21 protein-coding genes, 1 pseudogene and 1 riboswitch are annotated in these 26,521 nt (G+C 63.9%); of the genes and pseudogenes, 14 read left to right on the top strand and 8 right to left on the bottom strand.

Features of this window, described 5'->3' with window-relative positions; translation table 11 throughout:
• Positions 1-111: 111 nt before the first annotated feature.
• From Q1L59_RS08995 to Q1L59_RS08975, 5 genes are all read right to left on the bottom strand, one after another.
• Entirely contained in the window at positions 112-1,437 is a 1,326-nt protein-coding gene (locus tag Q1L59_RS08995; RefSeq protein WP_300331113.1) for a DUF4384 domain-containing protein, read from the bottom strand.
• A gap of 149 nt (positions 1,438-1,586) precedes the next feature.
• Positions 1,587-2,978: a sigma-54 dependent transcriptional regulator gene (locus Q1L59_RS08990; RefSeq protein WP_300331110.1), complete on the bottom strand. Its 1,392-nt coding sequence runs from the start codon at positions 2,976-2,978 to the stop codon at positions 1,587-1,589.
• A gap of 3 nt (positions 2,979-2,981) precedes the next feature.
• Positions 2,982-4,337 (bottom strand): ATP-binding protein, encoded by a 1,356-nt coding sequence (locus Q1L59_RS08985; RefSeq protein ID WP_300331107.1) that lies wholly within the window; start codon positions 4,335-4,337, stop codon positions 2,982-2,984.
• A gap of 81 nt (positions 4,338-4,418) precedes the next feature.
• Positions 4,419-5,333 (bottom strand): hypothetical protein, encoded by a 915-nt coding sequence (locus tag Q1L59_RS08980; protein WP_300331104.1) that lies wholly within the window; start codon positions 5,331-5,333, stop codon positions 4,419-4,421.
• 37 nt (positions 5,334-5,370) lie between these two features.
• Positions 5,371-5,562, bottom strand: coding sequence for a hypothetical protein (locus tag Q1L59_RS08975; RefSeq protein WP_300331101.1), 192 nt, complete (start codon positions 5,560-5,562; stop codon positions 5,371-5,373).
• Positions 5,563-5,968: 406 nt separating this feature from the next.
• Between Q1L59_RS08975 and Q1L59_RS08970 the strand changes: the two are divergent.
• From Q1L59_RS08970 to Q1L59_RS08940, 7 genes and pseudogenes are all read left to right on the top strand, one after another.
• Positions 5,969-6,615 (top strand): annotated as a pseudogene (locus Q1L59_RS08970) (DDE-type integrase/transposase/recombinase); the annotation flags it as partial.
• Positions 6,616-7,233: 618 nt separating this feature from the next.
• Positions 7,234-8,295 carry an ABC transporter substrate-binding protein gene (locus tag Q1L59_RS08965; RefSeq protein ID WP_300331098.1) on the top strand — a complete coding sequence of 354 codons (1,062 nt, stop codon included), beginning with the start codon at positions 7,234-7,236 and terminating at the stop codon, positions 8,293-8,295.
• Between the two features lie 61 nt (positions 8,296-8,356).
• Positions 8,357-11,710, top strand: a complete 3,354-nt coding sequence (locus tag Q1L59_RS08960) for a PAS domain S-box protein (protein WP_300331095.1) — start codon at positions 8,357-8,359, stop codon at positions 11,708-11,710.
• 188 nt (positions 11,711-11,898) lie between these two features.
• Entirely contained in the window at positions 11,899-12,516 is a 618-nt protein-coding gene (gene thrH, locus Q1L59_RS08955) for a bifunctional phosphoserine phosphatase/homoserine phosphotransferase ThrH (protein WP_300331092.1), read from the top strand.
• Between the two features lie 12 nt (positions 12,517-12,528).
• Positions 12,529-13,401: a formyltetrahydrofolate deformylase gene (purU, locus tag Q1L59_RS08950; protein ID WP_300331089.1), complete on the top strand. Its 873-nt coding sequence runs from the start codon at positions 12,529-12,531 to the stop codon at positions 13,399-13,401.
• 75 nt (positions 13,402-13,476) lie between these two features.
• Positions 13,477-15,471 carry an ATP-binding cassette domain-containing protein gene (locus Q1L59_RS08945; protein WP_300331087.1) on the top strand — a complete coding sequence of 665 codons (1,995 nt, stop codon included), beginning with the start codon at positions 13,477-13,479 and terminating at the stop codon, positions 15,469-15,471.
• Complete coding sequence (locus tag Q1L59_RS08940) at positions 15,468-15,875, top strand: bacteriohemerythrin (protein ID WP_300331084.1); 408 nt, start codon at positions 15,468-15,470, stop codon at positions 15,873-15,875. The genes Q1L59_RS08945 and Q1L59_RS08940 overlap by 4 nt, the downstream gene beginning before the upstream one ends.
• A gap of 21 nt (positions 15,876-15,896) precedes the next feature.
• Here Q1L59_RS08940 and Q1L59_RS08935 read toward each other — a convergent pair whose 3' ends face one another.
• From Q1L59_RS08935 to Q1L59_RS08925, 3 genes are read right to left on the bottom strand one after another with little or no spacing between them, the layout of a single operon-like run.
• On the bottom strand, positions 15,897-16,667 hold the full coding sequence (locus Q1L59_RS08935) for an ABC transporter ATP-binding protein (RefSeq protein WP_300331527.1): 771 nt from the start codon (positions 16,665-16,667) through the stop codon (positions 15,897-15,899).
• Between the two features lie 9 nt (positions 16,668-16,676).
• Entirely contained in the window at positions 16,677-17,666 is a 990-nt protein-coding gene (locus Q1L59_RS08930; protein WP_300331082.1) for an iron ABC transporter permease, read from the bottom strand.
• Positions 17,667-17,669: 3 nt separating this feature from the next.
• Entirely contained in the window at positions 17,670-19,652 is a 1,983-nt protein-coding gene (locus tag Q1L59_RS08925; RefSeq protein ID WP_300331079.1) for a TonB-dependent receptor, read from the bottom strand.
• Between the two features lie 131 nt (positions 19,653-19,783).
• A riboswitch (cobalamin riboswitch) is annotated at positions 19,784-19,992 on the bottom strand.
• Between the two features lie 149 nt (positions 19,993-20,141).
• Between Q1L59_RS08925 and Q1L59_RS08920 the strand changes: the two genes are divergently transcribed.
• From Q1L59_RS08920 to Q1L59_RS08890, 7 genes are all read left to right on the top strand, one after another.
• Positions 20,142-20,342 carry a hypothetical protein gene (locus Q1L59_RS08920; RefSeq protein WP_300331076.1) on the top strand — a complete coding sequence of 67 codons (201 nt, stop codon included), beginning with the start codon at positions 20,142-20,144 and terminating at the stop codon, positions 20,340-20,342.
• A gap of 14 nt (positions 20,343-20,356) precedes the next feature.
• On the top strand, positions 20,357-20,701 hold the full coding sequence (zapA, locus tag Q1L59_RS08915; protein WP_300331074.1) for a cell division protein ZapA: 345 nt from the start codon (positions 20,357-20,359) through the stop codon (positions 20,699-20,701).
• A 499-nt stretch (positions 20,702-21,200) separates the two neighbouring features.
• Positions 21,201-21,449: a chaperone NapD gene (locus Q1L59_RS08910; RefSeq protein ID WP_300331071.1), complete on the top strand. Its 249-nt coding sequence runs from the start codon at positions 21,201-21,203 to the stop codon at positions 21,447-21,449.
• Between the two features lies 1 nt (position 21,450).
• Positions 21,451-23,976, top strand: coding sequence for a nitrate reductase catalytic subunit NapA (gene napA, locus Q1L59_RS08905; protein WP_300331067.1), 2,526 nt, complete (start codon positions 21,451-21,453; stop codon positions 23,974-23,976).
• A 172-nt stretch (positions 23,977-24,148) separates the two neighbouring features.
• On the top strand, positions 24,149-25,045 hold the full coding sequence (napG, locus tag Q1L59_RS08900; RefSeq protein WP_300331064.1) for a ferredoxin-type protein NapG: 897 nt from the start codon (positions 24,149-24,151) through the stop codon (positions 25,043-25,045).
• Positions 25,042-25,947, top strand: a complete 906-nt coding sequence (gene napH, locus Q1L59_RS08895) for a quinol dehydrogenase ferredoxin subunit NapH (protein ID WP_300331061.1) — start codon at positions 25,042-25,044, stop codon at positions 25,945-25,947. Before napG ends, napH begins: the two co-directional genes overlap by 4 nt.
• Before the next feature lie 19 nt (positions 25,948-25,966).
• Positions 25,967-26,434, top strand: coding sequence for a nitrate reductase cytochrome c-type subunit (locus tag Q1L59_RS08890; RefSeq protein WP_300331058.1), 468 nt, complete (start codon positions 25,967-25,969; stop codon positions 26,432-26,434).
• The last annotated feature ends 87 nt before the right edge of the window (positions 26,435-26,521 follow it).

The raw sequence follows: 26,521 nt of genomic DNA, 5'->3' as shown, positions 1-26,521 counted from the left end.
CTCACAGCAGCCCCTACGTCGGCCGGCGCTGGCTGACCGAGCCGCAGGCGACACAGAGACCCCCAGCGGCCGGCCCGGGATGACGCGCACGACAGCCGGACAAGTGCAGCCTTACTGGCTGGCAGCAGGTGCAGCTTCGCCAGCTTCGCCAAGTTCGCCAATTCTGATGTCGATCGGCGTCAGATCCTCGCCGGCAGGTGGCCCCGCGGGCACCTCGCCCCCCTCGAAATAGAGCGCGATCTCGCGCTCGCGACGGAGCTTCAGGCGAGCGTGTTCCTTGCCGCCCACCTGCGTCCACCGCCGCCATTGAAACGGCACTCGCTGCTGCTCGCCGGCATTGATCGCCTTGAGCAGCGTCGAGCTCCGTAGCTTCTCGGCACCGACGCTATAGGTGAAGTTGCACAATGCGGCAAACTGCGCGTCGTTCAGCTCGCTGGTCACCAGACTCATAACTGCCCGCTGCGCACGCCGCATGTCCTCGACCAGCAGCATCTCGCCTTGCTCCTCACTCACCCCGCGTTGCAAGGCGACGGGTTCGCTCCCATCACAGCGGGTTTTCTTGACGACATGGCCATAGGCAATACTGCAATGACCGCCGCTGGCATCGTACAGACGGCCCACAAAACCCTCGGATATCTTGCCTAAAGCAATCCCCTTGTCCGAAACGCGGCGCAAACGAACACCCTGAGGCAAGCCAAGCTCGATTTCCGGCTCGAGCAGAAGTCCTGGAGCCACCCGCTCCTCACCGGTTTTCCCGGCAGCCTGATTCTCCACCAGAGTGGCGGTATCGCAAGGCCCCCGCTCAGCGCAGACCGACCCATAAGCCACCCCGGCAAGGAGCGGCGCCGTGCGCACGAGCGAGGCAAAGCTCTGCGCCGCGCGCTCTTCGAGCTGACGGCGACCGGCATCGTTCAGGCGGCCAAAAGTGTCGAGCGGCTTGCCGTCGGCGTCGCGCCCGTCCGCCCCGCCTTGCTGCAAGTCGAGCGCTTCCCGGCTTAGAAAGGCCGCTACGAGCATCCGCCCTTGTGGTCCAGTCGCTTTCAGCTCCTGCTTCATCTGCCCGGTCGGGAGGGCAAACGCGCCGATCCCGACGCGATTGTCGGTGTGCAACTGGTTGGGAAAAAGGATCGTCGGCACGTCATCGGGACCAACACTGAGAACATTCAGGTAGCCTTCAAACGGAACATCGACGCTGATCGCCAGCCGCTCGCCCACCCGATGGCGAACCTTGTTCAAGCGCACTTTCAACCCGCTGGCAAGCAGCGCAGCAGTTTCGAGCGCGTCGCGAAAAGTGCCGTCAGCCGCCGCGACCGCGTCTGGTGCGCCAATGCTTGCGGGCCGCACGGGCTCCTGCGCAAAGGCCTGGGCTCCTGCCGTCAGCAGCAAGGATCCGATCAGGCAACAGGCGAGTGCCCGGCCGCAATGCTCATTCGTCATTCTTGTCTCCCAATGCACGTCAGCTTCGCTGCCAAGTATACCGATGTCGCGCAGGATTTCCGAAGGCGACCGAGCATTATCCCGGCTGCTCTCCGGCCAGCCTGGTCCTGCTCATCGGCGCGCGCCGGAGCAGACGCGCACCCTACCTGTCAGCCGGGAGATCGTTGGCGCAAGCGGTGCTTCTCCATCCGATAGCGTAACGTGTCGCGGCTGATCCCCAGCGTGCGCGCCGCCTGCGAGACATTATGGCCCGCATCGGCCAAAGCGCCGATCAAGGCTTCGCGCTCGAGACGATCGAGCGTCGAGCCGTCGGCTGCTTCGCGCGCGGCCGTCGGCATTGTGCCAGCCGTGGCTTCGCCCGTCGTTCGCCGGGCCGGAAGACACAGGTCCTGCAGCCCGATCTCGCTGTCGGTCGCGAGCAGAACAGCCTGCTCGACGACGTTGCGCAACTCGCGCACGTTGCCCGGCCAATGATGCTCGGTGATCGCGCGCGCGGCCTGCGCACTGAAGCGCAGACTGACCCGCCGATAGCGATGGGCAAACTCGTCGAGAAAGCGGCCAGCCAGCAGCAGTGCATCACCCGCGCGCTCGCGCAATGGCGGAACGTTCACCTGCAACACACGCAGGCGAAAGTAAAGGTCGGCACGGAAAGCGCCCTGCCCGATTCTTTCTTCGAGGTTCTGATGCGTGGCCGCAACGATGCGCAGATCCGCCTGCCGCTCGTGCACCGAACCAATCCGGCGAAAACGGCCATCTTCAATGACCTTCAATAGCTTGGCCTGCAGCGCGAGATCCATCTCGGCGACTTCGTCGAGAAACAGGGTGCCGCCGTCGGCCGCCTCGAGCAGCCCGATTCGACGCTCTTTGGCGTCGGTGAAGGCGCCTCGCTCGTGACCGAAAAGCTCGGCTTCGAGCAAGGTCGCCGGAATCGCCGCGCAATTCAGCTCGATGAACGGACGGCTGCAGCGCGCGCCATCGTAATGGAAGGCACGCGCCACCAATTCCTTGCCGGTCCCCGTTTCGCCGGTAATCAGGACCGGCGGAAGCGAATGCGCCCCCTGAGCTTCGGCAATCCGGGCAATGCGCGTGCGCAGCGCGACGATCGCCGGACTCTCGCCGAGGATTTGCTGGCGCGCATCATGCTCGCGTGCTTCGAAATAGCGCAGCCGGCTCGAATCGAGCTGGCGTCTTGTCAGGTTTTCCAGGCGCTGACGCAGATCACTGAGCGCCACCGGTTTGGTCAGCAGGTCGTTGGCGCCGGCCTTCATCGCGTCGACCGCGAGTTCGATGCTGCCATGACCGGTAATCATCACAATCGGCACCGCCTGATCGTGCGTGCGCAGCCGCTGGATCAGCGAAACGCCGTCCATGTCCGGCAAACGGTAGTCGAGGATCACCGCATCCGGCGCGGTCGCGCCAAAGAGCTCGAGCCCAGCGCTCGCTGTCAGCGCCGTGGACACTTCGTGCCCGCTCTTGGCGAGAAAACGGGCAGCGTTCTTGACGAAGGTTTCCTCGTCATCAATGATCAGAATCGCCGGCATGGTTTACGCCCTCGGAAAAAACATCTGCACTTCGGTCCCCTCACCCGGAACGCTGCTCAGGCTGAGCCTGCCGCCGAAGCGCTCGACGATGCGCTTGGCAAACGGTAGGCCGAGGCCAAGGCCCTGCGGCTTGCTGGTAAAGAATGGACGCAAGACCTGGCCGATCGACTCTGGCGTGATGCCACAGCCAGAATCGGCGACGACCACCCTGATCTCCTTTGCCGTCGCGTCCTCGACGATGACTTGGCAGGTACCGCCCTGGCGCATCGCTTCTGCTGCGTTGCTGAGCAGACTGAGGAAGGCCTGCTGCAGGAGCGCCGGATCGGCGGTTATCCACGCTTGCGCAGAGCGGCACTCGAAGTTAAGCGGCATTCCGCGCTCGGCAAAGCTCGACCGGCACTCGATCACGCACCGTTGCAGCAAGGCTGCCAGATCGACACGTTCCCGTCCGCGTACCTCCTGCCCGGAAAGGCGCAGCAACTCGGTGATCCGCCCGGAAATGCGGTCCACCTCGCGGATGATGTCGCGCGCCTGCTCTGTGCAATCGTCGAGCGGCATGTCCAGGCTGAGCTCGGCTGCCGAGCGGATCGACGCCAAGGGGTTGCGGATATTGTGCGCCACGGCCGCAGTCAACTCGCCGATCACGGCCAGTGTTTCTGCGTCGAGCAAGCGCGCATGCTGCAGTTTGATCGTCCGGTCAGCCCGCTGGATCAGCCAGAACAGGCTGAGGTACAAGGCCAAGGCGCTGGCCAGCGCAGCCAGGCCGACCTGCGTCTGTCCTTCACGAATCGCCTGACTGAGCGCCAGGGGTGCCTTGTAGATCTCGACCACGCCGAGCACACCACTGCCGCCCGGTGCGACCAATGGAATGTAGGTCTCGACGAAGAACTGCACCGATGGATCGAGACCTTCGTGTTCCCGCTTCTGCCGTTCATCGCGCGCAATCCGTCCAGCGTGAACGACAAGTTCGCCGCGCATCGCTTCCACCAGTTCGTCGTTGTCGGCAAAACGCTTGCCGACGAGATCCGGATTGCTCGACCAAAGAATGCTGCCATCGGCCGCAAAGACGTTGGCGCGCAGAACGTCCGGCATCTTCGAAAGCTGAGCGATCGACTCGCGAAAGCGGCCGCGCAGCGCCGCATCGTCGCTCCCCGCCAAATAGGCCACGGACTCGTCAGCAAGCAGAATGGTCTGCACAAAATCGCGCGAGATAGACGCTTCGCGCTGAAAGAGATGTTCGTTGAGAAAGCGCGAGATCAGCCAGGCGTTGGCCAAAGCGATCATTGCGATCACCAGCGGGCTCAACCAGGCGAACCAGCGCAGGAGATTGAACGGAGCTGGCTGGTCGACAGGTTTCATGGTGACTCTTTACCTTCGGTAGACGGACGAAATGGCGAGAATAGCGTGACCGTAGACCAGATCGCCAGCATCCGTCGCCGCCTACCAGGAAATCTGCAACACAACGCCGATCTGCCGATAGCGATTCTGGTACAGGGCGACGTTCGAGTCATTGCGCACACCAACGTAGTCTACGCGCAGCGTCCGGCCAGGCGCCATCTCGACCGCCGCTGCCAGCTCGATCGTCCACGCCTGGTCACGGCGCAGCGGCAGCGTCGGCAAGAGCGCGGCAGCGAATCTTGCTTGCTGCCAGGCCACGCCAGCCGACCAGGTGACGCCGAGCCAAGCACGCTCCAACGAGGCATGCAGCAGATGACTGCGGCTGGAGAGTTCGCGGAAGCCGCGATCATTCTGCTCACGCACCAGGTAGAGCTCCAGGTCGAGCGCATCGATTCCCGGCAGCGGCGCCTCGACATGTCGTTGGAGCAACAGCGTGCTGCTCGTGGAATCGAGATCGACCAGATCGCCACGATGGCGGTTGCGACCGGAATCCAGCATGATCACCCAGTGACTGCCCTCGCCATCGGCGTAGGTCCAGTCGAGCTGCAGTGAACGGGTCGTCCGGAAATGCTCGCCGGCCACATCAATGTGTTGCCAGTGGCCGGCGATACCGACGTTGGCGCGTTCGCCGAGCGACGTACGCAGCGCTGGGCTGAGCGAAGCGTTCAGGAAATCGAAATCGGGTGTCTGCGACGAGCGTTTGACATGCACGTCACCCGCCAGCGCCAAGCGAACGTCGCCAAACAGCGACCAGTCACGCAGCCCGCTGAGGTTGGCCCGCCAATGACTGCCGGCGAGCCGGCGCAGTCCGCCAAGAAAAATGAGCGTGCCCTGCGGCGAAATCTGCACCAGCGGCGAGGTCTGGGATTCATGACCCCAGCCCACTTCCGCCGCGAGCGTGGCTGCCGATGGCGGAGCCGCCAGGGCGCTGCCGGAGAGCAGCAGCGCGCCGAGCACCTGCCCGCATGCCGCAAGCTGCCAGCAGGCGCGAATATCAGACGCCCTTCCGGCAGACTTGTTTGTAGGTATTCGTCCCGTTCACCGACGAGACCAGAACCCAGGTGCACTTGACGCCGCCACCCAGGCTGACGCTGTTCTTCGCCGCCGCAGGAGCGACTGCGCTCAGCGAGAGCAAGCCGGCGACCAGGGAAGTGAGCAGCAGACGAACGATCGTATTCTTGAACATGGCAATTCTCCCGAGGATTGTAAGTGTCGACCGCCCGCTGTGCGCTAGCTGTGAGGAGGTCGATCTGCTACTAGCAAAACCGATGCCAGTCAGACCTTCCTCAATAAATTAGCCTGTTCCACCAGCATGCGCGGTAGCCTGTACGGCCTGGGTCGAGAAAAGCGGGGATTTAGGCCCAGCGCCTGGGGCATATCCCCCAGGGCGGCGTAGAGCAGCCGGTAGCCGCCCTCCGAGGCGAATGTGCGCACGCCGGTGCAGAACTCGTCGAGCCCGATCCAACCAAGCCACTACCCGCACTTGCCTGCCGCGGCACACTTGCCGACACCAGACTGACGCAGCTCTCGCGGCTGCGCGTACCCGCCACATGCCGATGTCGGCAGCCCTCAAGAGCGACACGACGCTAGCGGATCTGGCGCTGATGCGTAGCATCGACCAGTTGCCTCTCGAGCACCCCTTCGCCGGCTACCGCATGTTGCGCGATCTGCTGCGCACCGAGGGGCTCCAGGCCGGGCGCCGGCACATCGGCGCCTTGATCGCGCGCATGGGCATCGAGGCGCTCCATCGGAAGCGCAACATCTCCCGTCGGCAACGCGGTGATGAAATCCATCCGGTTCTGCTGCGCGACTTCGCCGTCGAGCTGCCCACTAAGGTGTGGGCCGCTGACATCACCTGCATTCCGATGCGCCGGGCTTCCTCCATTGGTTCGCTGTAATCGACTGGACCGCAAGGCGGGTGCTCGCCTGACGGCTCTCCAACACCTTGACGACTGACTTCTGTCTGGATGCAGGGCGCGCCGCCGTTCACCGTCACGGGTGCTCGGAAATCCTCAACAATGATCAGCTTTGCCCGTTCACCGGCGGCGAATTCACGGGTCTATCAAGGCGCACGACCTCCGGATCAGCATGGGCGACACGGGGGCCTGGCGTGACAAGGTCTTTGTCGAGCGCCTGTGGAAGGCGGCCAAGGATGCTGCGGTATCTCTCAAAGCCTACGACAGCGTTAGAGAGGCAAGAAGCCAAGCTGGCCGCATACATCCGCTTCTACAACGAACGCTGACCGCACCGCGCCCTGGACGGCAAGGCGCCGGACGCCGCCTAAAGCCTCAACAAGGGGCTCGGCGGATTTGTGGACGATGCGCTGGCGCATAACGGGCGGCTGGCCGTGGAAACGCCTGGCGACTTTCCCACCGCACGCTCTTTCGACCACAAGCTCCACCGAGCACTATCCGGTTTGGATAAGACCCTAGAAGGTCGAAACCAAGCGCTTCACCGGTCAGCCGAGCGAAACTCGCAGGGCCCCACCACTTATCGAAGAGCTTTTGCTGCCCAAACAAACGGGGCCACATCTCTCGATTTCGGTATAGACTGCCAATGTGCAGCGCAGACAGTGGCTCCTGTCGAGCCTGTTACCCATCTACTAGCGGGAACCCCGTCCACGACAGTTCCGATCGCAAAGTCTCTCCCCCGCAAATCAACGCTGCTGGGAAACGTTCTCAACGTTTTTTCGACCTGAGCGTGTAGCCGAGAGGTCGTCATGTAGAGGCGTGCATCGAGTATCCAATCCAGTTCCAACCAAACCATCGAGTCGCCAGACGTGAACAGTCAACCAGTTATCAATTCGATACGGGCTTGCCTCGGAGCCGTCGCGGTCGCCATCCTCGCTGCCGCGGCTTTGCCGGGCTGCTCGCCGCCGGAGCCAATTACCCTGGGCTTTGTCGGCGGGATCTCCGGCCGCGGAGCCGATCTCGGGATCGCCGCCCGCGACGCCGTCCAACTCGCCGTCGAATTGCGCAACCAGGCGGGCGGCGTCGGCGGCCGCCAGGTCAGTCTGGTGATGAAGGACGACGAGCAGAGCACGGAGGTAGCGCAAAGGGTGACGCGCGAACTGCTCCAACAGGGAGCGGTAGGCATCGTCGGCCCAATCACCAGCACGATGGCGAAAGCCATCGTGCCTATCGTCGACGAGGCCAAGGTCATGGTGATCAGTTCGAGCGCCACGACCGACGAGCTCACCGGCAAGGATGACTATCTGTATCGCGTCAACATGTCGACCGCCGAGGCCGCAACCCAGATCGCCCAGTATCACCTGAAGGAGCGCCCCCTCGGGCCGCTCGTGGCAGCCTACGACCTGAGCAACCGGTCGTACTCCGAACGTTGGCTTAACGCCTTCCGCACCACGTATGAAAAGGGTGGGGGCGAAGTCCGCAAAGCGGTCGGCTTCGAGTCGAGTAGCGAAACGGCCTTCGTGCAGGTGGCTCAAGACCTTCTGGCGACGCCGGCGAAAGGCTTGCTCATCGTCGCCAATTCGATGGATACCGCGCTGCTGTGCCAGCAGATCCGCAAATTGGGAAGCCACCTGCCGATCATCGTGTCCGGGTGGGCGGGCACCGAACGCCTGCTGGAACTCGGCGGCAAGTCGGTCGAAGGCGTGATGGTGGCACAGAACTTCGATCGCGAGAGCACAGCGCCCGCCTATCAGGCCTTTCGGAAAGCCTATCGCGAACGCTTTCATCGCGAACCCGGGTTCAGCGGGACGATGGCGTTCGATGCTGCCAACATCCTCATGGAGGTGTTGGCCCGGCAACCAGACCCGAAGCGGGTGAAAGAGACTTTGCGGGCCGCGCCCCGCTTCGAGGGAGTCCAGGAACCGATCCTTTTCGACCAGTTCGGTGACGTCATCCGCCAGATCCATATGAGCGTCGTGCGCGATGGCCAATTCGTGGTCATCCGGTAGCCGCCCGCCGGTCGCCCGCGCGCTGCGGCTGTGGCTGGCGCTGCGCTTCACGCTGGCCGGCATGGCGCCGCTGCTGCTGGTCGCCGCGCTGATCCTGTGGATTCTCCTGCCGCAGGCACTGCAGGATGTCGAAGCGCGCCATCAGGCGCTGGCGCGCGCCATCGCCGGTCAGATCGAGGCGCACCTGCGTGGCGCCGGGAGAGAGCTAACCGGACTGGCGGCGTACTTTCGCGAACGCGGGCGGCAGACCGCTTCGTTCTGGAGTCAGCCCTTGGACGCGCATTGCGGAACGGGCGAAATGTTCGCGGCCATTTACGTTGCCGACGCAGACGACTCGGCTTTCGCTGTCGGCTTGCCGACAGCGCAGCGCGGGCAGCGCGGCGATCTGCTCGGGATAGACCTCTCACAATGGAACGTCCTGCGCGAAGCCCGCGAGCGGCGAGGGCCGGTGTGGTCGGAGGTTTTCCTGTCCGCCGTCAGCGCCCGGCTGGTGGTGAGTCTGGCGATCCCGGTCGACGGGCAGGTGGTGATCGGCGAAGTGGCCATCGACGGTCTCTCCGAGTTCGTCAGCCACCTGCCCACTGAATCGGCCATGACGACGATGATCCTCGACCGCCGGGGCCAAATCGTCGCGCATTCGCGGTGGAAGGGAGGCGGCCAGCAATTGAACCTCGCGCGCCTGCCCATCATCGGCGACGCCTTGCGGGGGCGCTTCACGACCCGGGACATGGAGCTGGAAGGTCAAGTTGCCATCGGCACGTTGGTGAGTGTGTCGGAAATCGGCTGGATGGTGCTGGTCGCCCAAGCGCGTACCGACGCGCTCAAGCCGCTGCTGTCCACCTTCTTGGCCCTGACCGCAGGCGCGGTGGTCGCGCTGCTGCTGGCGACAATCGCCACGCTGCTTTTGGCGCGCGCCGTAGCCGGTCGTATCGGTGGCTATGCGGCGCAAGCGCACGCCATTGCCGAAGGGGATTACGATCAGCCTTGGCCGATCTCCAATATCCGGGAACTCGACAGCTTGGCCGAGGACCTGGATCGAATGTCCCAGGCGATTCGGCAACGGGAACGGAAGCTGGCCACCAACGAGGCCCGCTTTCGGTCGGTGATCACCAACGCACCGGTGGTCATTTACCAGCTTGACCGGAACGGCGTGTTCACAATGAGCGATGGCAAGGGTTTGGCGGGCCTGGGTCTGCAGCCCGGCGAGGCGGTCGGCCGGTCGGTGTTCGATCTCTATCGCGACTACCCCGAGCTTTGCGACCAGATCCGGCAAGCCATCAAGGGATCGGTCCAATACACCTATTCCAGTGTAGGGGGTATCCACTTCGACAACTATTACAGCTCGCTGCCGGGCGCTGACGGCACCCCGGAATTGCTCGGCCTGGCGGTAGACATCAGCGAACGGGTGCGGGCCGAAGAAGAGCTCAGGGAAAGCGAACGGAAATATCGCTCGATCGTCTGGAACGCGCCGGTGGGGATCTTTCGTTCGACGCCGGAGGGCCGAATCCTCGAAGCGAATCCAGTCATGGCGACCCTGTTCGGCTACACCTCTCCCGACGCCATGATCCGGGCGGGGCACAATGTCGCCAGCGGGCTTTTTATGCGAACCGACGAGCGTTCGTCCGTTGGCGAGGAATCGGTCGGGGCGGTCGAGGTTACCCAGCACACCAATCGCTTCCGGCGCCGCAACGGTTCGGAGTTCGTCGCCAATCTCTACCTGGTCACCCTCCACGACGACGCGGGCGCGCCGCGCTTTCTCGAAGGCATCGTGGAAGACATCACTGACCGCAAGCGGGCGGAAGCGGAATTACTGGCTTATCGGGACCATCTGGAGGAGTTGGTCGACAGTCGAACGGTGGAGTTGACGCAAGCCAAGGAGCAAGCCGAGGCGGCCAACCGGGCCAAGAGTGCGTTTCTGGCCAACATCAGCCACGAACTGCGCACGCCGCTGAACGCGGTGCTGGGCTTCTCGGAACTGCTGCTACGCGAAGCGGCCGGCGGCCGGGAGCGGCTGTCGCCGACGCAGGCGCAGCACTTGGCCACGGTACACCGCAGCGGCGACCATCTGCTGACTCTGATCAACAACGTGCTGAACCTGTCGCGTATCGAGGCGGGGCGCGCGGTGGTCAACCCGAGCGACTTCGACCTGCACGAGCTGCTCGCCGGGCTGGAGGACATGTTCGCGATCAAGGCGGCGAACAAGGGACTGACGCTACGAGTCGAACGGGCGGCCGACGTTCCCCGCCACGTCCGCGCCGACGAGGTGAAGTTGCGGCAGATGCTGATCAACCTGATCAACAACGCCTTCAAATTCACCGAACGCGGCGGTGTCAGCGTCCGCGTAAGCGCGTCCCCGCCACCCGCCTTGGAGGGATCGGCCGCGGCGCCGGCCGACGAATTGCGCCTGAAGTTTGAAGTGGTCGACACCGGCGTCGGTATCGCCGCCGAGGAACTGGCCGGGCTGTTCCAGCCCTTCGCCCAGTCCGTCTCCGGCCGCAGGGCGGAGGAAGGCACCGGCCTGGGGCTGGCCATCACCCGGCAGTTCGCCGAGTTGCTGGGGGGCGGGATCGAGGCGCGCAGCGAGGTCGGCGCGGGCAGCGCTTTCACTTTCACCATCGCCGCGCAGGTCGCGGTGGGCCCAGCGCGGGCAGCCGAGCCCGACCGCCGGCCGGTGCTCGGCTTGGCGCCGGGGCAACCAGCCTGGCGCATCCTGGTGGTGGACGACGACGCCAACGGCCGGCACCTGCTGGGCCAACTCCTGCAGCCACTGGGTTTCGCCGTCGAGGAGGCCGCCGACGGGCTCGCGGCCATCGCGGTCTGGGAGCGCTGGCGGCCGCACCTGATCTGGATGGACATGCGGATGCCGAACCTCGACGGGCGGGAAGTAGCCCGGCGGATCAGGGCCGCGCCGGGCGGGGCCGAGACGCGAATCGTCGCCCTGACCGCCAGCAGCTTCGAGGAAGAGCGGGCCGAGATCCTGGCGGCGGGCTGCGACGACTTCCTGCGTAAGCCCTACCGAGCGGCAGCGCTGCTGGAGCTGATCGAGAAGCATCTGGGCGCGCGTTACCTCTACGGCGAAGCCGGGACGGCGCCGGAGCAGGCGCTGGACGGCGCTGCCTTGGCAGACGCTCTGCGCTCCCTGCCCGGCGATCTACTGGAGCAGCTGGCGCGGGCGGCGGTCCGCGCCGAGATGGACGAGATCGACCGGCTGATCGGGGAGGTGGCCGTACAGACTCCGCCGGCGGCGGCCGGGCTGCGCGCCTTGGCCGACGACTTCGGCTACACCCAGATCGCCGAACTCGCGCAAGGGGCGCAGCGCTTGGCGGGGAGCGTGCCCAGATGGGCACGCTGCGAAGCATCGCCCACTGCCGGAAAGCCGACCGCCTCGGCCGAACCCCGCTCCGCCAAGGGCTGAAATGGTGCAGAAAGATATCGGATGAGGGATCTCTTGCCGTCGCCGGTGCTTCCCTCACTCCCGCACTGTCCGCACTTGGCCAGCAGCCTGCACCTCCTTCGGCCATATCCGAGGCCAAGCAGCAAGCTGATCGACGGACTTTGGTAAAATGGCGGGTTTTCGTCTAGCCTTTTCCCGGGGAGCCTGCCATGCATATCGTCTGCCTTGACCTGGAAGGCGTCCTGGTCCCCGAGATCTGGATCGAGTTTGCGGCGCGCACCGGCATTCCCGAATTGCGTCGGACGACGCGCGACGAGCCGGACTATGACAAGTTGATGCGCTACCGCCTGGCCATCCTTGCTGGCAACGACTTGGGTCTGCCGGATGTGCAGAAAGTCATCGCTGAAATGGGGCCGCTACCGGGTGCCCGCGAGTTCGTCGATGCGCTACGTGAGAGCTACCAGTTGATCATCCTCTCCGATACCTTCTACGAGTTCGCTCGGCCGCTGATGCGCCAGCTCGGCTGGCCAACGCTGTTCTGCCACAGCCTGGAAACCGATCGCCGCGGAATGCTCGTGGACTACCACCTGCGCCTGCCCGACCAGAAACGCGAGGCAGTAAAACGCCTCAAGGAGCTTCGCTTCATGGTGGTTGCCGCGGGTGATTCCTACAACGATACGGCGATGCTCAGCGAAGCGCATGCCGGCATCCTCTTCCGCCCGCCAGCCAACGTTGCCGAGCAGTTCCCCCAATTTCCGGTGACGCAGTCCTACGACGATCTGCGCGCCCGGATAGATCAGGCGTTCGCCGCTTGCCGCTCGCGCTAGGGTGGCCAGCGCGTGCACACAAGACGCTATTACACGCTCACCGGGTCCTGTCCGGACCAGACCGGAATCATCGCGCGTGTCGCCGGTTTCTTTGCGCAACACGGCGGATGGATTCTCGAGTCGCGCTTTCATGCCGAGGATGGCAACGGCGAGAGCGCCGGCCGTTACTTCATGCGTATGGAGGTAAGGGCCGATTCGCTGCCTTTCCATCTGGTCGAACTGCGCGAGCGTTTCGGCCCGTTGGCCGAAAACCTGTCAATGACATGGAGAATTACCGATTCAGCGGTGCGGCGCCGGGTAGTGATTGTCGTCAGCAAGCAGGAACACTGCCTCTACGACCTTCTTTCGCGCTGGCAGTCGAAGGAACTGGACATCGAGATCCCATGCGTGATCTCCAACCACGAAACCTTCAGGGCGTTCGTCGAATGGCACGGGATTCCCTTTCACCACGTCCCGGTCAACCCGCCTAACAAGGCTGCCGCGTACGCCGAGATCAGGCGAATTTATGAGGAAGTGCGTGGCGATACGATGGTCCTCGCACGCTACATGCAGATTCTGCCGGCCGAAATGTGCGCGCGCTTTGCCGGACAGATGATCAATATCCATCACTCGTTCCTGCCCAGCTTCATTGGCGCACGCCCCTATCACCAGGCGTACGAGCGTGGCGTCAAGCTGATCGGCGCCACCTGTCATTACGTCACGGCAGACCTCGATCAGGGGCCGATCATCGAGCAGGATGTCATTCGCATAGACCATTCCGACTCGGTCGACGACATGATGCGGTATGGCAAGGACATCGAGAAAGCCGTGCTGGCGCGCGGCTTGCGCTACCACCTCGAAGACCGCGTACTGGTGCATGCCAACAAGACAGTCGTCTTTCGCTAAGAGCGACAAGCGTTCGCCACCGCGCGCGCCGGTTTTCCTGGTGCGCCTGGCGGGCGACCGACAAGCGGGCAGCGCATGATCAGCCTCGCCGACCTGACTCTGCGGCGAGCGACGAAAGTGCTGCTCGACCGCGCTTCGGCGACGATCAACCCAGGCGAACATGTCGGCCTGGTGGGGCGCAATGGGGCCGGCAAGTCCAGCCTTTTCGCGCTGCTTGCCGGCAGCTTGCACGAAGAGAGCGGTGAACTCTCGCAGCCTGCCGAATGGCGTCTGGCGCAGGTTGCGCAAGAGATGCCGGCAACCAGCCAGAGCGCGACGGATTTCGTCATCGAAGGTGACAGCGCATTGATCGCCGCGCGACGCGAAGTGTCTCTGGCCGAGGCGGCAGGCGACGGCGAACGCTTGGCGCACGCCTACATGGCCTGGCACGACGCTGGCGCGCACGACGCACAGGCGCGCGCACAGGCGCTGATTCTCGGGCTCGGCTTCGCGAGCAACCAACTGCAGAATCCGGTCGATAGCTTCTCCGGCGGCTGGCGCATGCGCCTGCAACTGGCGCGCGCGTTGATGTGTCCGTCGGATCTCCTGCTCCTCGACGAACCGACCAACCACCTCGACCTCGATGCCCTCGTCTGGCTGGAAAGTTGGCTCAAACGCTACCCGGGAACGATGCTGGTGATCAGCCACGACCGCGAGTTTCTCGACGCCGTAACGAGTGTCACGCTGCACATCGACAATGGCAAACTGACGCGCTACACCGGCAACTACACGGCTTTCGAAGAGGCGCGCGCGCAACAGATCGAACTGCAGATGAGCGCTTACGTCAAACAGCAGGACAAGATCGTCCGTCTGCAAGCTTTCATCAACCGCTTCAAGGCGAAAGCGACGAAAGCCCGGCAGGCGCAGAGTCGGGTCAAGGCGCTGGAAAGGATGGAACGGCTTGCCCCGGTGCTGACCAACGCCGAATTCACCTTCGAGTTTGCCGAACCCGCCAGTCTTCCCAACCCGATGCTGATCATGGAACAGGCCAGCTTTGGTTACCCGCCACCCGCGCATGCGCCTGCCGGCGCGCCGCCGACGGTCGTCGTCGAGCAGGTCAGCCGTCCGGTGATGGCCGGCCAGCGCATCGGCATCCTGGGTGCAAACGGACAGGGCAAGTCGACGCTGGTGAAGACCTTGGCCGGCGTGCTCTCTTGTGTCAGCGGCTCGATCCAGCGCGGCAAAGGGCTCGACATCGGCTATTTCGCGCAGCAGGAACTCGATGTGCTGCGACCGGACGAGACGCCCCTCGCGCACCTCCAGCGGCTTGCCCGTGCAACTCCGACCAGTGGGCGAAGCGACCGAGAACAGGACCTGCGGACCTTCCTCGGCACTTTCAACTTCGCGGGCGAGGTCGTCAAGCAAGCGGTCGGAACCCTGAGTGGCGGCGAGAAAGCGCGCCTCGTCCTGTGCATGATCGTCTGGCAAAGACCGAACCTGCTGCTCCTCGACGAACCGACCAACCACCTCGACCTCAACACGCGCGAGGCACTGTCGATCGCGCTGAACGAGTTTGAAGGAACCGTGATGCTGGTCAGCCACGACCGCGCACTATTGCGCTCGGTGTGCGACGAATTCTGGCTCGTCGCACGCGGCAGACTGGCGCCGTTTGCCGGCGACCTTGACGACTATCAGCGCTTCCTGCTCGACGAAGCCCGACGCAACCGCGACGCGTTGCGCGAACGCACGAAACCAGCGGCGAAACCGAATCCCTCGGCGGGCACCGCCGGCCCATCCGCCAAGCTTGCGCTGAGCAGCCTGAAAGCACTTGCCCGCGAGCAACTGGTCGTCGAGCAGAAGCTGCAGCGGCTGCAGGCGCACCAGCGCACGCTGGAAGAGCGCCTGCCGGCGACCATGCAGGCCACTGAACTGGCCGAGATCGGCCGGGAATTGCAGCAGCTTGCCGAGGAAATATCGGTTCGCGAAGAAGAATGGCTGGCGCTCGCCGAGCAGATCGATCTGGCAGAGAGCGCTGCAGCCGCCGCGGGCTGGCCGGTCGACGCCCGCACGCAAGCAAGGGGAAGCACATGAAGGACTTTGCATTGGCCGAGTGGTCGACAAAGATCGAGGTCGGCCTGCCGCAGATCGACCAGCAGCATCGACAGTTGTTTGAACTGGCGGCGACCTTTCGCGGCAATGGTGACCAGATCCGGATTCTCAAGTCGCTCGTCATGTTGACCGAGTACGTCAAGGTGCACTTCCGGGAAGAAGAGGAACTGATGGCCGCTTGCCGCTATCCGGGAATCGAAGCGCACCGTCGGCTGCACGGCGAGTTTCGCCGAATGCTCTTCGACCTGCTGGAGAAGGCGAAACAGATGACGCTCGACGAAATCGCCGACGAGGTCACTTTCCTGATCAACGGTTGGTTCTACAACCACATCCTGGTTGCCGACTTCGACTACGTGCCGAGCGTTCGCGCGCAGCACACGCGCTGACAACGCCTCACCGTCGTTGCGCTAGGCCGGCATGAACCAGCGTTGCCGACCATCGCCGGTCTCGCGCAACGGATAGCCGTACAGGCGCGTCAACGCCTCGCTGGTGATCACCTCGTGACAAGCGCCTTGCGTCAGCGTGCCATCAGCAAACAGAAGCAGCGCGTGCGTGCAAAAACGCGCCGCCAGACCCGGTTCGTGCAGAACCATCACGCAAGCTGCACCCTGCTCGCACGTCAGCCGGGCAAAAAGCTCGAGCACGGCGATCTGGTGATTGAGATCGAGATGCGCCAGCGGCTCGTCGAGCAAATAGAGCTGCGGGGCCTGGGTGAGCACCGTGGCAATCGCCAGTCGCTGGCGTTCGCCACCGGACAGCGTCTGCACGTCGCGCTGCGCGAGATCGGCCATGCCCACGGCTGCCAGCGCCTGCCGGGCAATCGCTGCGTCATTTGTCGATTCCCAGGCCCAGCGCGCCAGATGCGGGTGGCGACCGATCAGCGCGGTTTCAAGCACGGTCGAGGAGAATGCCTCGCTGCGCCCCTGCGGCAGCCAGCCGCGCAGCAGCGCGCTGGCGCGCGCGCCGGACGCGGCGTAGGTCCGCCCGGCAAGCAGCACCTCGCCCGCGAGTGGCGGACGCAGACCGGCAAGAACCGCGAGCAGCGTCGACTTGCCAACACCGTTGCGGCCGAGTACCGCCAGGCTTTCCCCTGGCATCAGACGCAAATCCAGGTCGCGGCAGAAGACACGTCCGGCAAGGCCAACGGCGACCTGCCGGGCGCAGAGCAGTGGCGCCAGGGACACCGATCAGTCTCCCCTGGGCGCAGCGCGGGCGAGCAGGAACAGAAAGACCGGTGCACCGATCAGGGCAGTCAGCACACCCACCGGCAGTTGCTGTGGCGCCAGCAGCGTGCGCGCCAGTGTGTCGGCAATCACCAGCAAGCTGCCGCCGGCCAGCACGCAGGCGGGCAGCAGCAGGCGCTGGTCGTTACCCGCCGCCAGGCGAACCAGGTGCGGCACGACCAGGCCGACAAAACCGATCGATCCGGCATGCGTGACTGCGGCGGCCGTCGCCAATGAAGCCACGAAATACACCCCGCGCCGCAAAGGATTCACCGCGACGCCGAGCGCCTGTGCGAGATCGACGCCGCGCGCCAGCAGGTTCAGCTCGCGGGCAAAGGGCAAAGCGATCAGCAGCGCCGCGCCGAGCAGGCCGAGAGCGATCTGCGGGTCGCCGCTCTGCGAGAGATCGCCCATCAGCCAGAACAGCATTCCGCGCAGCCGGTCATCGGGGGCAATCGTCAGCATCAGCGTAACCAGCGCCCCCGAAGCAGCGGCGACGATGACGCCGGTAAGCAGCAGGCGCGAATGCGTCCAGCCGCCATTACCCTGCGCCAACCCGAAGACGATCAGCATGGCGGCGAGCGCACCGGCAAAAGCCAGACCGTTGACCGCGGCAACACCGAAACCGAGAACGATCGCCAGCAGGGCGCCGATTCCGGCGCCCCCCGAAATCCCCAGTACATAAGGATCGGCCAGCGGATTGCGCAGGAGAATCTGGAGCAGCGCGCCGGCCAGGGCCAGGAGTCCGCCGCAGGCAAAACCGGTCAGCGCACGCGGCAGGCGCAGACCGCGCACGACTTCCGTCGACACCCCGTCACCACCGCCAAGCAGCGTTGCGGCAACCTCAGTGAAGGGGATACGCATGCTGCCCACGATCAGAGCGAGGCTGATGCTGAGCACCGCCGTGCTGGCCAGCGCAGCAAGAATGAGCAGGGCACGGCGGCGGGTCGGCATCGCTCAGAAGTCAAACCGCCCGGCGACAAAGAAAGCGCGGCCGTCGGCAGGATAGTAGTAGGTATCGTTGTAGAAGCTGGAGTAACCGGCGAGCGGCGAATACTTCCGGTCGAGCGCGTTGAGCAGCCTGGCCGTGATGCGCCACGGCTTGACCACCCAGGCGGCCTGCAGATCGAGTGTCGTGTAGCCGGCCAGCATGCCGTGCGCGTTGTCATAATCGCCGTTGTAGCGCCGGGCGCCGACATGCCGGACGGCGGCCGAATAAGTTCCCGGCCGCCCACTGTCCCAGATCAGTTGCATGCCCGCCTGATGCCGTGCCACCAAGGGGATCGCGTTGTCCGCATACGGTGCGCGACGCAGACGAGCATCGGTATACGCGTACGATCCCTTCACCTGCAGCCCATCGACGATCCGCCAGTCGGCCTCCAGTTCCGCACCCTGGCGCCGGGTCGACGGCAGATTGACGTTCGCACCGAGGTTCCCGTCATAGGCGATCTCGTCCGCCAGTTTCAGCCGGTAGAAGGAAGCCCGCAGATTCGCCGAGCCAAGCCGCAGACCGCCGCCGACTTCATTGATTCGCCCCTGCTGTGGTTTCAGGTCACCGACGAAGACAGGATTGAACGAGGCGTCGAGGCCGAAAAGTTCATCAAGGTTGGCAAAACGGAAAGTGCTACCGGTCTTGGCGTAGACCTTCCAGGCGTCCTGCGCATAGGCCAGACCGAGATCGGTCGCACTGCGCGAACGGCTCGCCCTGCCCTTCATCGCCGGGCTGAAGAAAGCCGCGTAGGCATCCTGGCGCGCCTCCTGCGCCATGCGTTGCCGGCGAGCGCCAAGCGTCAGGCTGAGGTGCTCGGAGAGTCGGCTGACGTTCTGCAGGTAGAAGGCGGTGCTCGTCTGCTCGGCACCCTGATCGGCAAATCCCGTGTTATTCGAAGTCACTTCGCCATGGTAGTAGTCGAAACCAAGAACCGTTTCGCTGGGCACCGCAGCCAGATCATGGCGCCAGCGCAAGCGCGGCGTAAACGATGTGGTGTCGCGCACACGGTCGCTCGCCGTTGCGCCAAACGACGAGACATAGCGCGCGACGAGTTGCTGATGATCGAAGGCAAACTCCGCCTCGAACGCAAGACGATCGCCGAGTTCGTACGACACGCCGGGACGCAGGCGATAACCGTCGCGCTCGCTGACGTTGTGTGGGCTGCGCGTGCTGCGCGGATCGTTACGGTAGGCGGCACTGAAGATTGATCCCGGCTCGCCGGCCGACTCCTTGTAAGCGGCAAAGTCGACAAACGCTTGGCCGCGCTCGAACTGCACGCCCGCCCGCCCGCTGGCCGTGCGCTGATCCTGCTGGCTGTTGTGCCGATACCCACTCGCCTCAGCCAGGTTGGCGACGAGATCGAAGTACACGCCATCCTTGCTGTTCGCCAGGCTGAGATCGGCTGCACGGTAGCCGTAGCTGCCCACCTCGCCGGCCGCGCTGGCGAGCACCCGGCGGCCCTTGCGGGTGATGATGTTGATCACCCCACCGGTGGCGCCGTCGCCATAAAGGACGGTCCCCGAGCCGCGGATGATTTCGATCCGTTCGACGCTCTCCAGCGGAATTGCCGACCAGATGATGCTCCCCAGGTCAGCCGGATTGAGTCGCAAGCCATCGAGAAGAATCAAGGTATTGCTGGTCGCAGTCGAGCCGAAGCCGCGGACGTCGACGAGCGCGTCGCGGCCCATGGCCCCGCCCAGCTGGCGCACATCGATACCGGCGTGCGTGCGCAGAACGTCCGGCAGATTCTGTGTCGGCATGTTCCTGATGTCCTGTCGGCTGATGATGCTGATGTTCGCGGCGATGCGCGGATCGGCTTCGCTGAAGCGCGTCGCGGTAACGACGACGGGTGCGAGTTCCTGTTCGGCAGCGTGCAAGCCGCTCGACGTTACGACGCCCGAAATAACGAGCAAGGCAGCCGAGGCTGCACACGATCCTTTCGGATGCATGATGGTTTCTCCCTGTTGCCGACGAGCGTCCCCGCAAGCCGACGAGCCCAATACATGGAAATATCCAGGGAAAACGATGAACGGCAGACCTGCTTGTCCGCGCACTCGGTGCCCGCCTCCCCGCGACACTTCCGTTCCAGTTGCGCGAAGGCCGGTATCCGGGCTCGCAAGTCTTGATCTGCCGCCTTCCCAGGCTGTCGCCCAGTGGCCTATCGGCAGACCCACACTCGCTTACCGTTGCGGGGGCAGCACAGGCATGGTGTTGCTGGAACACGCACCTGTTTCCCGTTTAACCGCGGCAGAGAACCTGCTTTGCGGCACCTTGCACAGTTCTTCGCCCAGCAGCCTGGACGAAGGCCCATATTATAGTGCATCTGCCCAAGGCCAACGCGGGCGAGTGCACACACTTTGTCCGAACCGTGTATCTTGCCTTGATCCGCAACGCTTCAGCCTTGACCAGATGGGCTTCTTGAATCTATAGTCCGCGTCATGCTGAATGAACTCCTTGCCCTTGAAAGCCGAGTCACTGAAGTGGTTGCCCTCTGCCACGCCCTGCGCGCCGAGAATGACGGACTGAAAGACCAGCTCGCGGCTGCCCAGGCGGAGAAGCACCAGCTCGTCGAGCGCATGGGTGAAGCGCGCTCACGCCTTGAGCGACTCACCGCCCAGTTGCCCGAAGCCAAGACCTGAAACGCGTCCGACCGATGCCCAACGACTCCGCCATTCTCGACGCTTTTCTCGACATCACCCTGCTCGGCAAGGAGTATCGCGTCGCCTGCCCGCCAGAGCAGCACGCGGCCTTGCTCAACGCGGCCGCCTTCCTGAACGGCAGGATGCGCGAAATCGCCGAGAAGACGAAGAGCAACCTCGCCGAGCGAATTGCCGTCATGGCGGCACTGAATATTGCCCACGAACACCTCGCCGGGCATCAACCACGCCCAGCGACAGATCAAAAAATTGAATCTGAAATATCGCTGGACATGGCCGACGTTAGGCGTAGAATTTCCTGCATGGAGGCTGAACTGGCGACGGCGCTGCAAGCGCACTAGCGGTGGAAGCGGGCCTCCAACGGAGTTCCCTGCGGTGCTTGTTAAGGTCATAGATTCCTTGAACCAATGCAAATTGGCATCGGTTGCAGACCCTAGAAACCGCTGTTGTGTGTGCCCCATGTCGGGTATGCCTGATGCGGAAGGAAAGTGACCTATCTGAACCCAGGTTCAGGATGCCGGCCTGACGGCACTCGCGGGGACAACCAATAAAGAACGCGGAACTACTCGGTTCCGCGTTTTTTTTTCATCCAGCGAATGGCCCCGAGCGGCAGTCGCTGAGCATCCTCGTTGGCGACCGACACCTCGCACCGTGCGGTCGACGTAAGCTGCGGCGCGGCAGCGCCGACCCCTGAGTCGTTTTTGCAAAGATTGATTCGCATCAAGAAAAAGCGGTCACGACTCCCTTAGAGTGGCTACCTGACGCAGGCTGGCCGCAGGCGCTTAGAGCGCTTGCCGCCACCAAGGGCTGTCAGTTTGCGCACAGGAGTCTCTCGGGTTCATGAACATCTCCAGCGTGCTGGTCAACGCCCAGCCCCAGGCCGTGCACGATGTGCAACGCCGGCTGCTGGCCCTGCACGGCATCGAGATCCATGTCGTCAGCGAAGACGGCCGGCTGATCGTGACAATCGAAGCCGAATCCGCGCAAGCCGCCGCAGATACCTTCTCCCAGATCAACCAGCAGCCGGGTGTGCTTTCGGCATCGTTGGTCTATCACCAGTTCGAATCCGATCCCGACAAGGAAGCATGAAATGAAAGTAACTTTGACACGTCGTGACTTCATCAAGAGCAATGCTGTTGCCGCCGCCGCCAGCGTAGCCGGAATCAGCCTGCCCGGCGTCGCTTCGGCGGCCGTCGCGACGAATGATGGTGTACGCTGGGACAAGGGTGCCTGCCGTTACTGCGGAACCGGCTGCGGCGTGCTCGTGGGAACGAAAGACGGGCGCATCGTCGCGACCCAGGGTGATCCCGATGCTCCGGTCAACCGCGGCCTCAACTGCATCAAGGGTTATTTCCTCTCGAAGATTCAGTATGGCAAGGACCGCCTGACGACACCCTTGCTGCGCATGAAGGATGGCAAGTTCGACAAGAACGGTGAGTTCGTGCCAGTTTCGTGGGAGCAGGCCTTCGACCTCATGGCCGACAAATGCAAGGCTGCATTGAAGAAGGGGGGGCCGCGCAACATCGCCATGTTTGGTTCTGGCCAATGGACGATCTGGGAGGGTTACGCCGCCGCCAAACTGATGAAAGCCGGCTTCCTGAGCAACAACCTGGACCCGAATGCGCGCCACTGCATGGCCTCCGCCGTCGCCGGTTTCATGCGCACCTTCGGTATCGACGAACCGATGGGTTGCTACGACGACATCGAACACGCTGATGCGTTCGTGTTGTGGGGCTCAAACATGGCCGAAATGCACCCGATCCTGTGGTCGCGCGTCACCGACCGGCGACTGACCGGCAAGAACGTCCGCATTCACGTGCTCTCGACGTTCGCCCACCGGTCCACCGAACTCGCCGATAACGAGTTGATCTTCAAGCCCCAGAGCGACCTTGCGATCCTCAACTACATCTGCAACTACATCATTCAGAACAACGCAGTCAATCAGGAGTTCGTCGCGCGCAACGTTAACTTCAAGCGGGGCGTGACCGATATCGGCTACGGCTTGCGCGCCAACCATCCGCTCGAAAAACTCGCCATGAACAATGGCTACCCGGGTGAAGACGGCAAACCGCGCGGCAACCCGGCCGGCGCCAGTCCGATGAGCTTCGAAGAGTTCAAGGCCTTCGTCGCCGAATACACGCTGGACAAGACACACGAGATTTCCGGGGTACCAAAGGAAAAGCTCGAAGCGCTGGCCAAAGCCTACGCCGATCCCAAGCTCAAGGTGACCTCTTTCTGGACAATGGGCTTCAATCAGCACACGCGCGGCACCTGGGTCAACAACATGATCTACAACGTCCATCTGTTGGTCGGCAAGATCTCCGAACCGGGTAACAGTCCGTTTTCGCTCACCGGTCAGCCGTCCGCCTGCGGCACGGCGCGCGAGGTCGGTACCTTCGCCCATCGGCTGCCGGCCGACATGTTGGTCACCAACCCAAAACACCGCGAACTCTCCGAGAAACTGTGGAAGCTCCCCGCCGGCGTCCTGCCCGACTGGATCGGCGCGCACGCCGTCGCGCAGAGCCGGCTGTTGAAGGATGGCAAGATCAACTTCTACTGGACGACGACGACCAATAACATGCAGGCCGGGCCAAACGTCAACGACGAGATCTTCCCCGGCTGGCGCAACCCCGACAACTTCGTCGTGGTGTCGGACGCCTACCCGACGGTTTCGGCGATGTCCGCCGATCTCATTCTGCCCGCTGCGATGTGGATGGAAAAGGAAGGCGCCTTCGGCAACGCCGAGCGACGCACGCAATTCTGGCGTCAGCAGGTGAAAGCCCCTGGACAAGCGCGCTCGGACCTCTGGCAATACGTCGAGTTCGCCAAGCGTTTCAAGACCGATGAAGTGTGGCCAGCCGCCTTGCTCGAGAAAAATCCCGAGTACCGGGGGAAGACCTTGTACGATGTTCTGTTCGCCAACGGCCAGGTCAACAAGTTCCCGCTCGCCCAGACGTATCCGGGCTTCGACAACGACGAGTCGAAAGCTTTGGGCTTCTACGTGCAGAAAGGTCTGTTCGAGGAGTATGCCGCTTTCGGCCGCGGCCACGCGCACGATCTGGCCAGTTTCGACACCTACCACAAGGCGCGCGGCCTGCGCTGGCCGGTAGTCGATGGCAAGGAGACCCTTTGGCGCTTCCGTGAAGGCTACGATCCCTACGTCAAGAAAGGCGAAGGAGTCCGCTTTTACGGTCACCCGGACGGCAAGGCGGTGATCTTCGCCCTACCCTACCAGCCAGCCGCCGAGATGCCCGACAAGGACTACGATCTCTGGCTGTGCACCGGGCGCGTGCTCGAGCACTGGCACACGGGTTCGATGACACGGCGCGTTCCCGAGCTGTACAAATCGATGCCCGACGCCTGGATCTACATGCATCCGGACGACGCCAAGAAGCGCGGCCTGCAGCGTGGCGATGTCGTGAAGACGGTCACCCGGCGCGGCGAGATCCAGTTGCGCGTCGAAACCCGCGGTCGCAACAAGCCGCCGGTCGGCCTCGTTTTCGTCCCGTTCTTCGACGAACACCGGCTGGTCAACAAGCTGACACTCGATGCGACCTGCCCGATTTCCAAGGAAACCGACTTCAAGAAGTGTGCTTGCAAGGTGGTGAAAGCCTGAGGCACTGGAACGTCCCGGGCAGCGTGGCGTACGCCGCAGCCGGCGGGCAAACCGCGCGGCGCTCGCCCGGGTTCGCGCCCACCCGATCCCCGATCTCCGACCAGCCCGTTCATCAGCCGACATGCCCAAGGAAGCCAAAGCCACGCGCCGACCGCCGGCGATGAGCGCCGGCATGCCAGAAGTTGCGCGCCGGCAGTTCCTGACCGATTCGGCGCGCCTGTTTTGCGGCGTCGGGCTGCTTGGCGTCGCCCTTGCCCTCCATGGCAAGCAAGCGAAAGCCCTGCCCCCGCTGGCCCTCCGCCCACCCGGTGCGCAGCCGGAAGATCACTTTCTCGGCGCATGCATACGCTGCGGCATGTGCGCGCGCGCTTGCCCCTACGACATCCTGACGCTTGCCCGACCGGAAACGGCAGTTGCCGCGGGTACGCCGTACTTCACCGCGCGCAGCGGACCGTGCGAGATGTGCGAGGACATCCCCTGCGTCAAAGCCTGTCCGACCGGTGCCCTCACACACGCGCTGACCGACATCAACCGCGCGCGCATGGGCCTTGCCGTCCTCGCCGACCAGGAGACCTGCCTGAACTTCCTCGGCATGCGCTGCGACGTCTGCTACCGCGTCTGTCCGCTGATCGACCAGGCCATCACGCTCGAGCTGCGTCCGAACCCGCGCACCGGGCGCCATACGATGTTCATTCCGACCGTACACTCCGAACACTGCACCGGCTGCGGCAAGTGCGAGAAAGCCTGCGTCACCGAAGAGGCCTCGATCCGCGTCCTGCCGATCAAGCTGGTCAAGGGCTCGCTCGGCGAACACTACCGTTTGGGATGGCAGGAAAAGGCGAAGGCTGGCGGTCATTCGCTGGTCGAAGACAAGGGTCTCGTCGACCTGCCCGACCGTCTGCCGGAAGGAATGAAACTCGACGGTCATTTCGATCCAGGCAGCGACCGATCCCCGGCACTGATCCCCGGTCACGGCTCGGCAGTCCCCAGACTCCCTCCCGGGCTGGGTGATCAGCCTGCTGCGGCAGCCGAACCGGCGCGGCCAACGGTCAGCGAGGGGGCACGATGAGCCGACGACAACCCGGCGCCGAGGCTATCCGCACGAAAGGCCGGTTCGCTGCGCACAAGTGGTTGTTGGCCCGGCGCGCCAGTCAGTGCGCCATCCTCAGCCTCTTCCTGCTCGGCCCGCTGACCGGCTGGTGGATCGTCAAGGGCAACCTGGCCTACAGCCTGACGCTCGACACGCTACCCCTGACCGACCCGTTCATCCTGATGCAGTCGCTGGTCGCCGGCCACCGGCCGGAAAGCCTGGCGCTGCTCGGCGTCGCCATCACGCTCGTCTTCTACTTTCTGGTGGGTGGCCGAGCGTACTGCGCCTGGGTCTGCCCGCTCAACCCGCTGACTGACCTTGCCGCCTGGCTGCGCCGCCGGCTGCAGATCAGGGGCAGTACCCACCTTGCGCGCGCTACCCGCTACTGGATCCTGGCGATGACGCTTATCCTTGCCGCCGCTACCGGCACCCTCGTCTGGGAACTGGTGAATCCCGTTTCCTTCCTGCAACGCGCCCTGGTTTTCGGTTTCGGTGCAGCGTGGACGATCATTCTTGCCGTATTCCTGTTCGACCTTTTCGTCATGAGCCGCGCCTGGTGCGGGCACCTCTGTCCAGTGGGCGCTTTCTACAGCCTGCTCGCGCGCTGGAGTCCGCTGCGCATTCGCGCCGACAAGCGCGCTGCCTGCAACGACTGCCTGGACTGCTTCGACGTCTGTCCGGAACCGCAGGTCATTCGACCTGCCCTGAAGGGAGCCGAGCAGGGCGTCGGCCCGGTCATTCTGGCCGCCAACTGCACCAACTGCGGACGCTGCATCGACGTCTGCTCGCAAGACGTCTTCACCTTCGGCCTGCGCTTTGCGCGCCCACCCGGCGATGGCGCAACGAGTGAGGCATCGCGCAACACTGAAACCATTCTTTGACCTGGAGGGAGCGCCAACCATGTACAAAACCCTGAAATTGATCGCCGCGCTCGCGGCGACTTGCCTGAGCGCGCTGGCGTTTGCCGACGACGGTGCACGGTCGATGCGCGGCGTCGACGTCGCAGCGCCTGATCCGGCACCGGAGATCAAACCCTACGTCGGCAAGCGCCCAGGAACCGAGGCGCCGGTTGCCCGCACCTTCAGTACGCAACCGCCGGTCATCCCGCATGCCGTCGAGAACTTCGACGAAATCAACCTGGAAGGCAACCAGTGCATGGATTGTCACTCGGCCGCGAACTACAAGAAGAAGAAGGCGCCGCAGATCGGTGTCAGCCACTTCGTCGACCGCGAGGGCAAGAAGCACGCCGAAGCGACTGGCGGCCGCTACAACTGCGTTCAATGCCACGTGCCGCAGATCGACGCACCGCCGCTGGTCGACAACACCTTCAAGGGCGATGCCGTCAAGAAACCGGTCAAGAGGAACTGAGCGACATCCGCGGCAGCAAGCCTCCTTGCGCCGCGGCTACGCCGCCCGCCCAGGCCGCCGCGTCGGGCGGTCCACGATTTTTCGCCG

Origin of the sequence: Accumulibacter sp. (assembly GCF_029255125.1) — a bacterium.
Taxonomy (GTDB): Bacteria; Pseudomonadota; Gammaproteobacteria; order Burkholderiales; family Rhodocyclaceae; genus Accumulibacter.
This window is presented reverse-complemented; position numbering and strand designations above follow the sequence as displayed.

What these genes read in the sequence shown, in the direction of transcription:
- Q1L59_RS08995 (WP_300331113.1), bottom strand. Translation starts at nt 1,437, where the DNA reads ATGACGAATGAGCATTGCGGCCGGGCACTCGCCTGTTGCCTGATCGGA.
- Q1L59_RS08990 (WP_300331110.1), bottom strand. Translation starts at nt 2,978, where the DNA reads ATGCCGGCGATTCTGATCATTGATGACGAGGAAACCTTCGTCAAGAAC.
- Q1L59_RS08985 (WP_300331107.1), bottom strand. Translation starts at nt 4,337, where the DNA reads ATGAAACCTGTCGACCAGCCAGCTCCGTTCAATCTCCTGCGCTGGTTC.
- Q1L59_RS08975 (WP_300331101.1), bottom strand. Translation starts at nt 5,562, where the DNA reads ATGTTCAAGAATACGATCGTTCGTCTGCTGCTCACTTCCCTGGTCGCC.
- Q1L59_RS08960 (WP_300331095.1), top strand. Translation starts at nt 8,357, where the DNA reads ATGGCGCCGCTGCTGCTGGTCGCCGCGCTGATCCTGTGGATTCTCCTG.
- thrH (WP_300331092.1), top strand. Translation starts at nt 11,899, where the DNA reads ATGCATATCGTCTGCCTTGACCTGGAAGGCGTCCTGGTCCCCGAGATC.
- Q1L59_RS08945 (WP_300331087.1), top strand. Translation starts at nt 13,477, where the DNA reads ATGATCAGCCTCGCCGACCTGACTCTGCGGCGAGCGACGAAAGTGCTG.
- Q1L59_RS08940 (WP_300331084.1), top strand. Translation starts at nt 15,468, where the DNA reads ATGAAGGACTTTGCATTGGCCGAGTGGTCGACAAAGATCGAGGTCGGC.
- Q1L59_RS08930 (WP_300331082.1), bottom strand. Translation starts at nt 17,666, where the DNA reads ATGCCGACCCGCCGCCGTGCCCTGCTCATTCTTGCTGCGCTGGCCAGC.
- Q1L59_RS08925 (WP_300331079.1), bottom strand. Translation starts at nt 19,652, where the DNA reads ATGCATCCGAAAGGATCGTGTGCAGCCTCGGCTGCCTTGCTCGTTATT.
- Q1L59_RS08920 (WP_300331076.1), top strand. Translation starts at nt 20,142, where the DNA reads ATGCTGAATGAACTCCTTGCCCTTGAAAGCCGAGTCACTGAAGTGGTT.
- zapA (WP_300331074.1), top strand. Translation starts at nt 20,357, where the DNA reads ATGCCCAACGACTCCGCCATTCTCGACGCTTTTCTCGACATCACCCTG.
- Q1L59_RS08910 (WP_300331071.1), top strand. Translation starts at nt 21,201, where the DNA reads ATGAACATCTCCAGCGTGCTGGTCAACGCCCAGCCCCAGGCCGTGCAC.
- napA (WP_300331067.1), top strand. Translation starts at nt 21,451, where the DNA reads ATGAAAGTAACTTTGACACGTCGTGACTTCATCAAGAGCAATGCTGTT.
- napG (WP_300331064.1), top strand. Translation starts at nt 24,149, where the DNA reads ATGCCAGAAGTTGCGCGCCGGCAGTTCCTGACCGATTCGGCGCGCCTG.
- napH (WP_300331061.1), top strand. Translation starts at nt 25,042, where the DNA reads ATGAGCCGACGACAACCCGGCGCCGAGGCTATCCGCACGAAAGGCCGG.
- Q1L59_RS08890 (WP_300331058.1), top strand. Translation starts at nt 25,967, where the DNA reads ATGTACAAAACCCTGAAATTGATCGCCGCGCTCGCGGCGACTTGCCTG.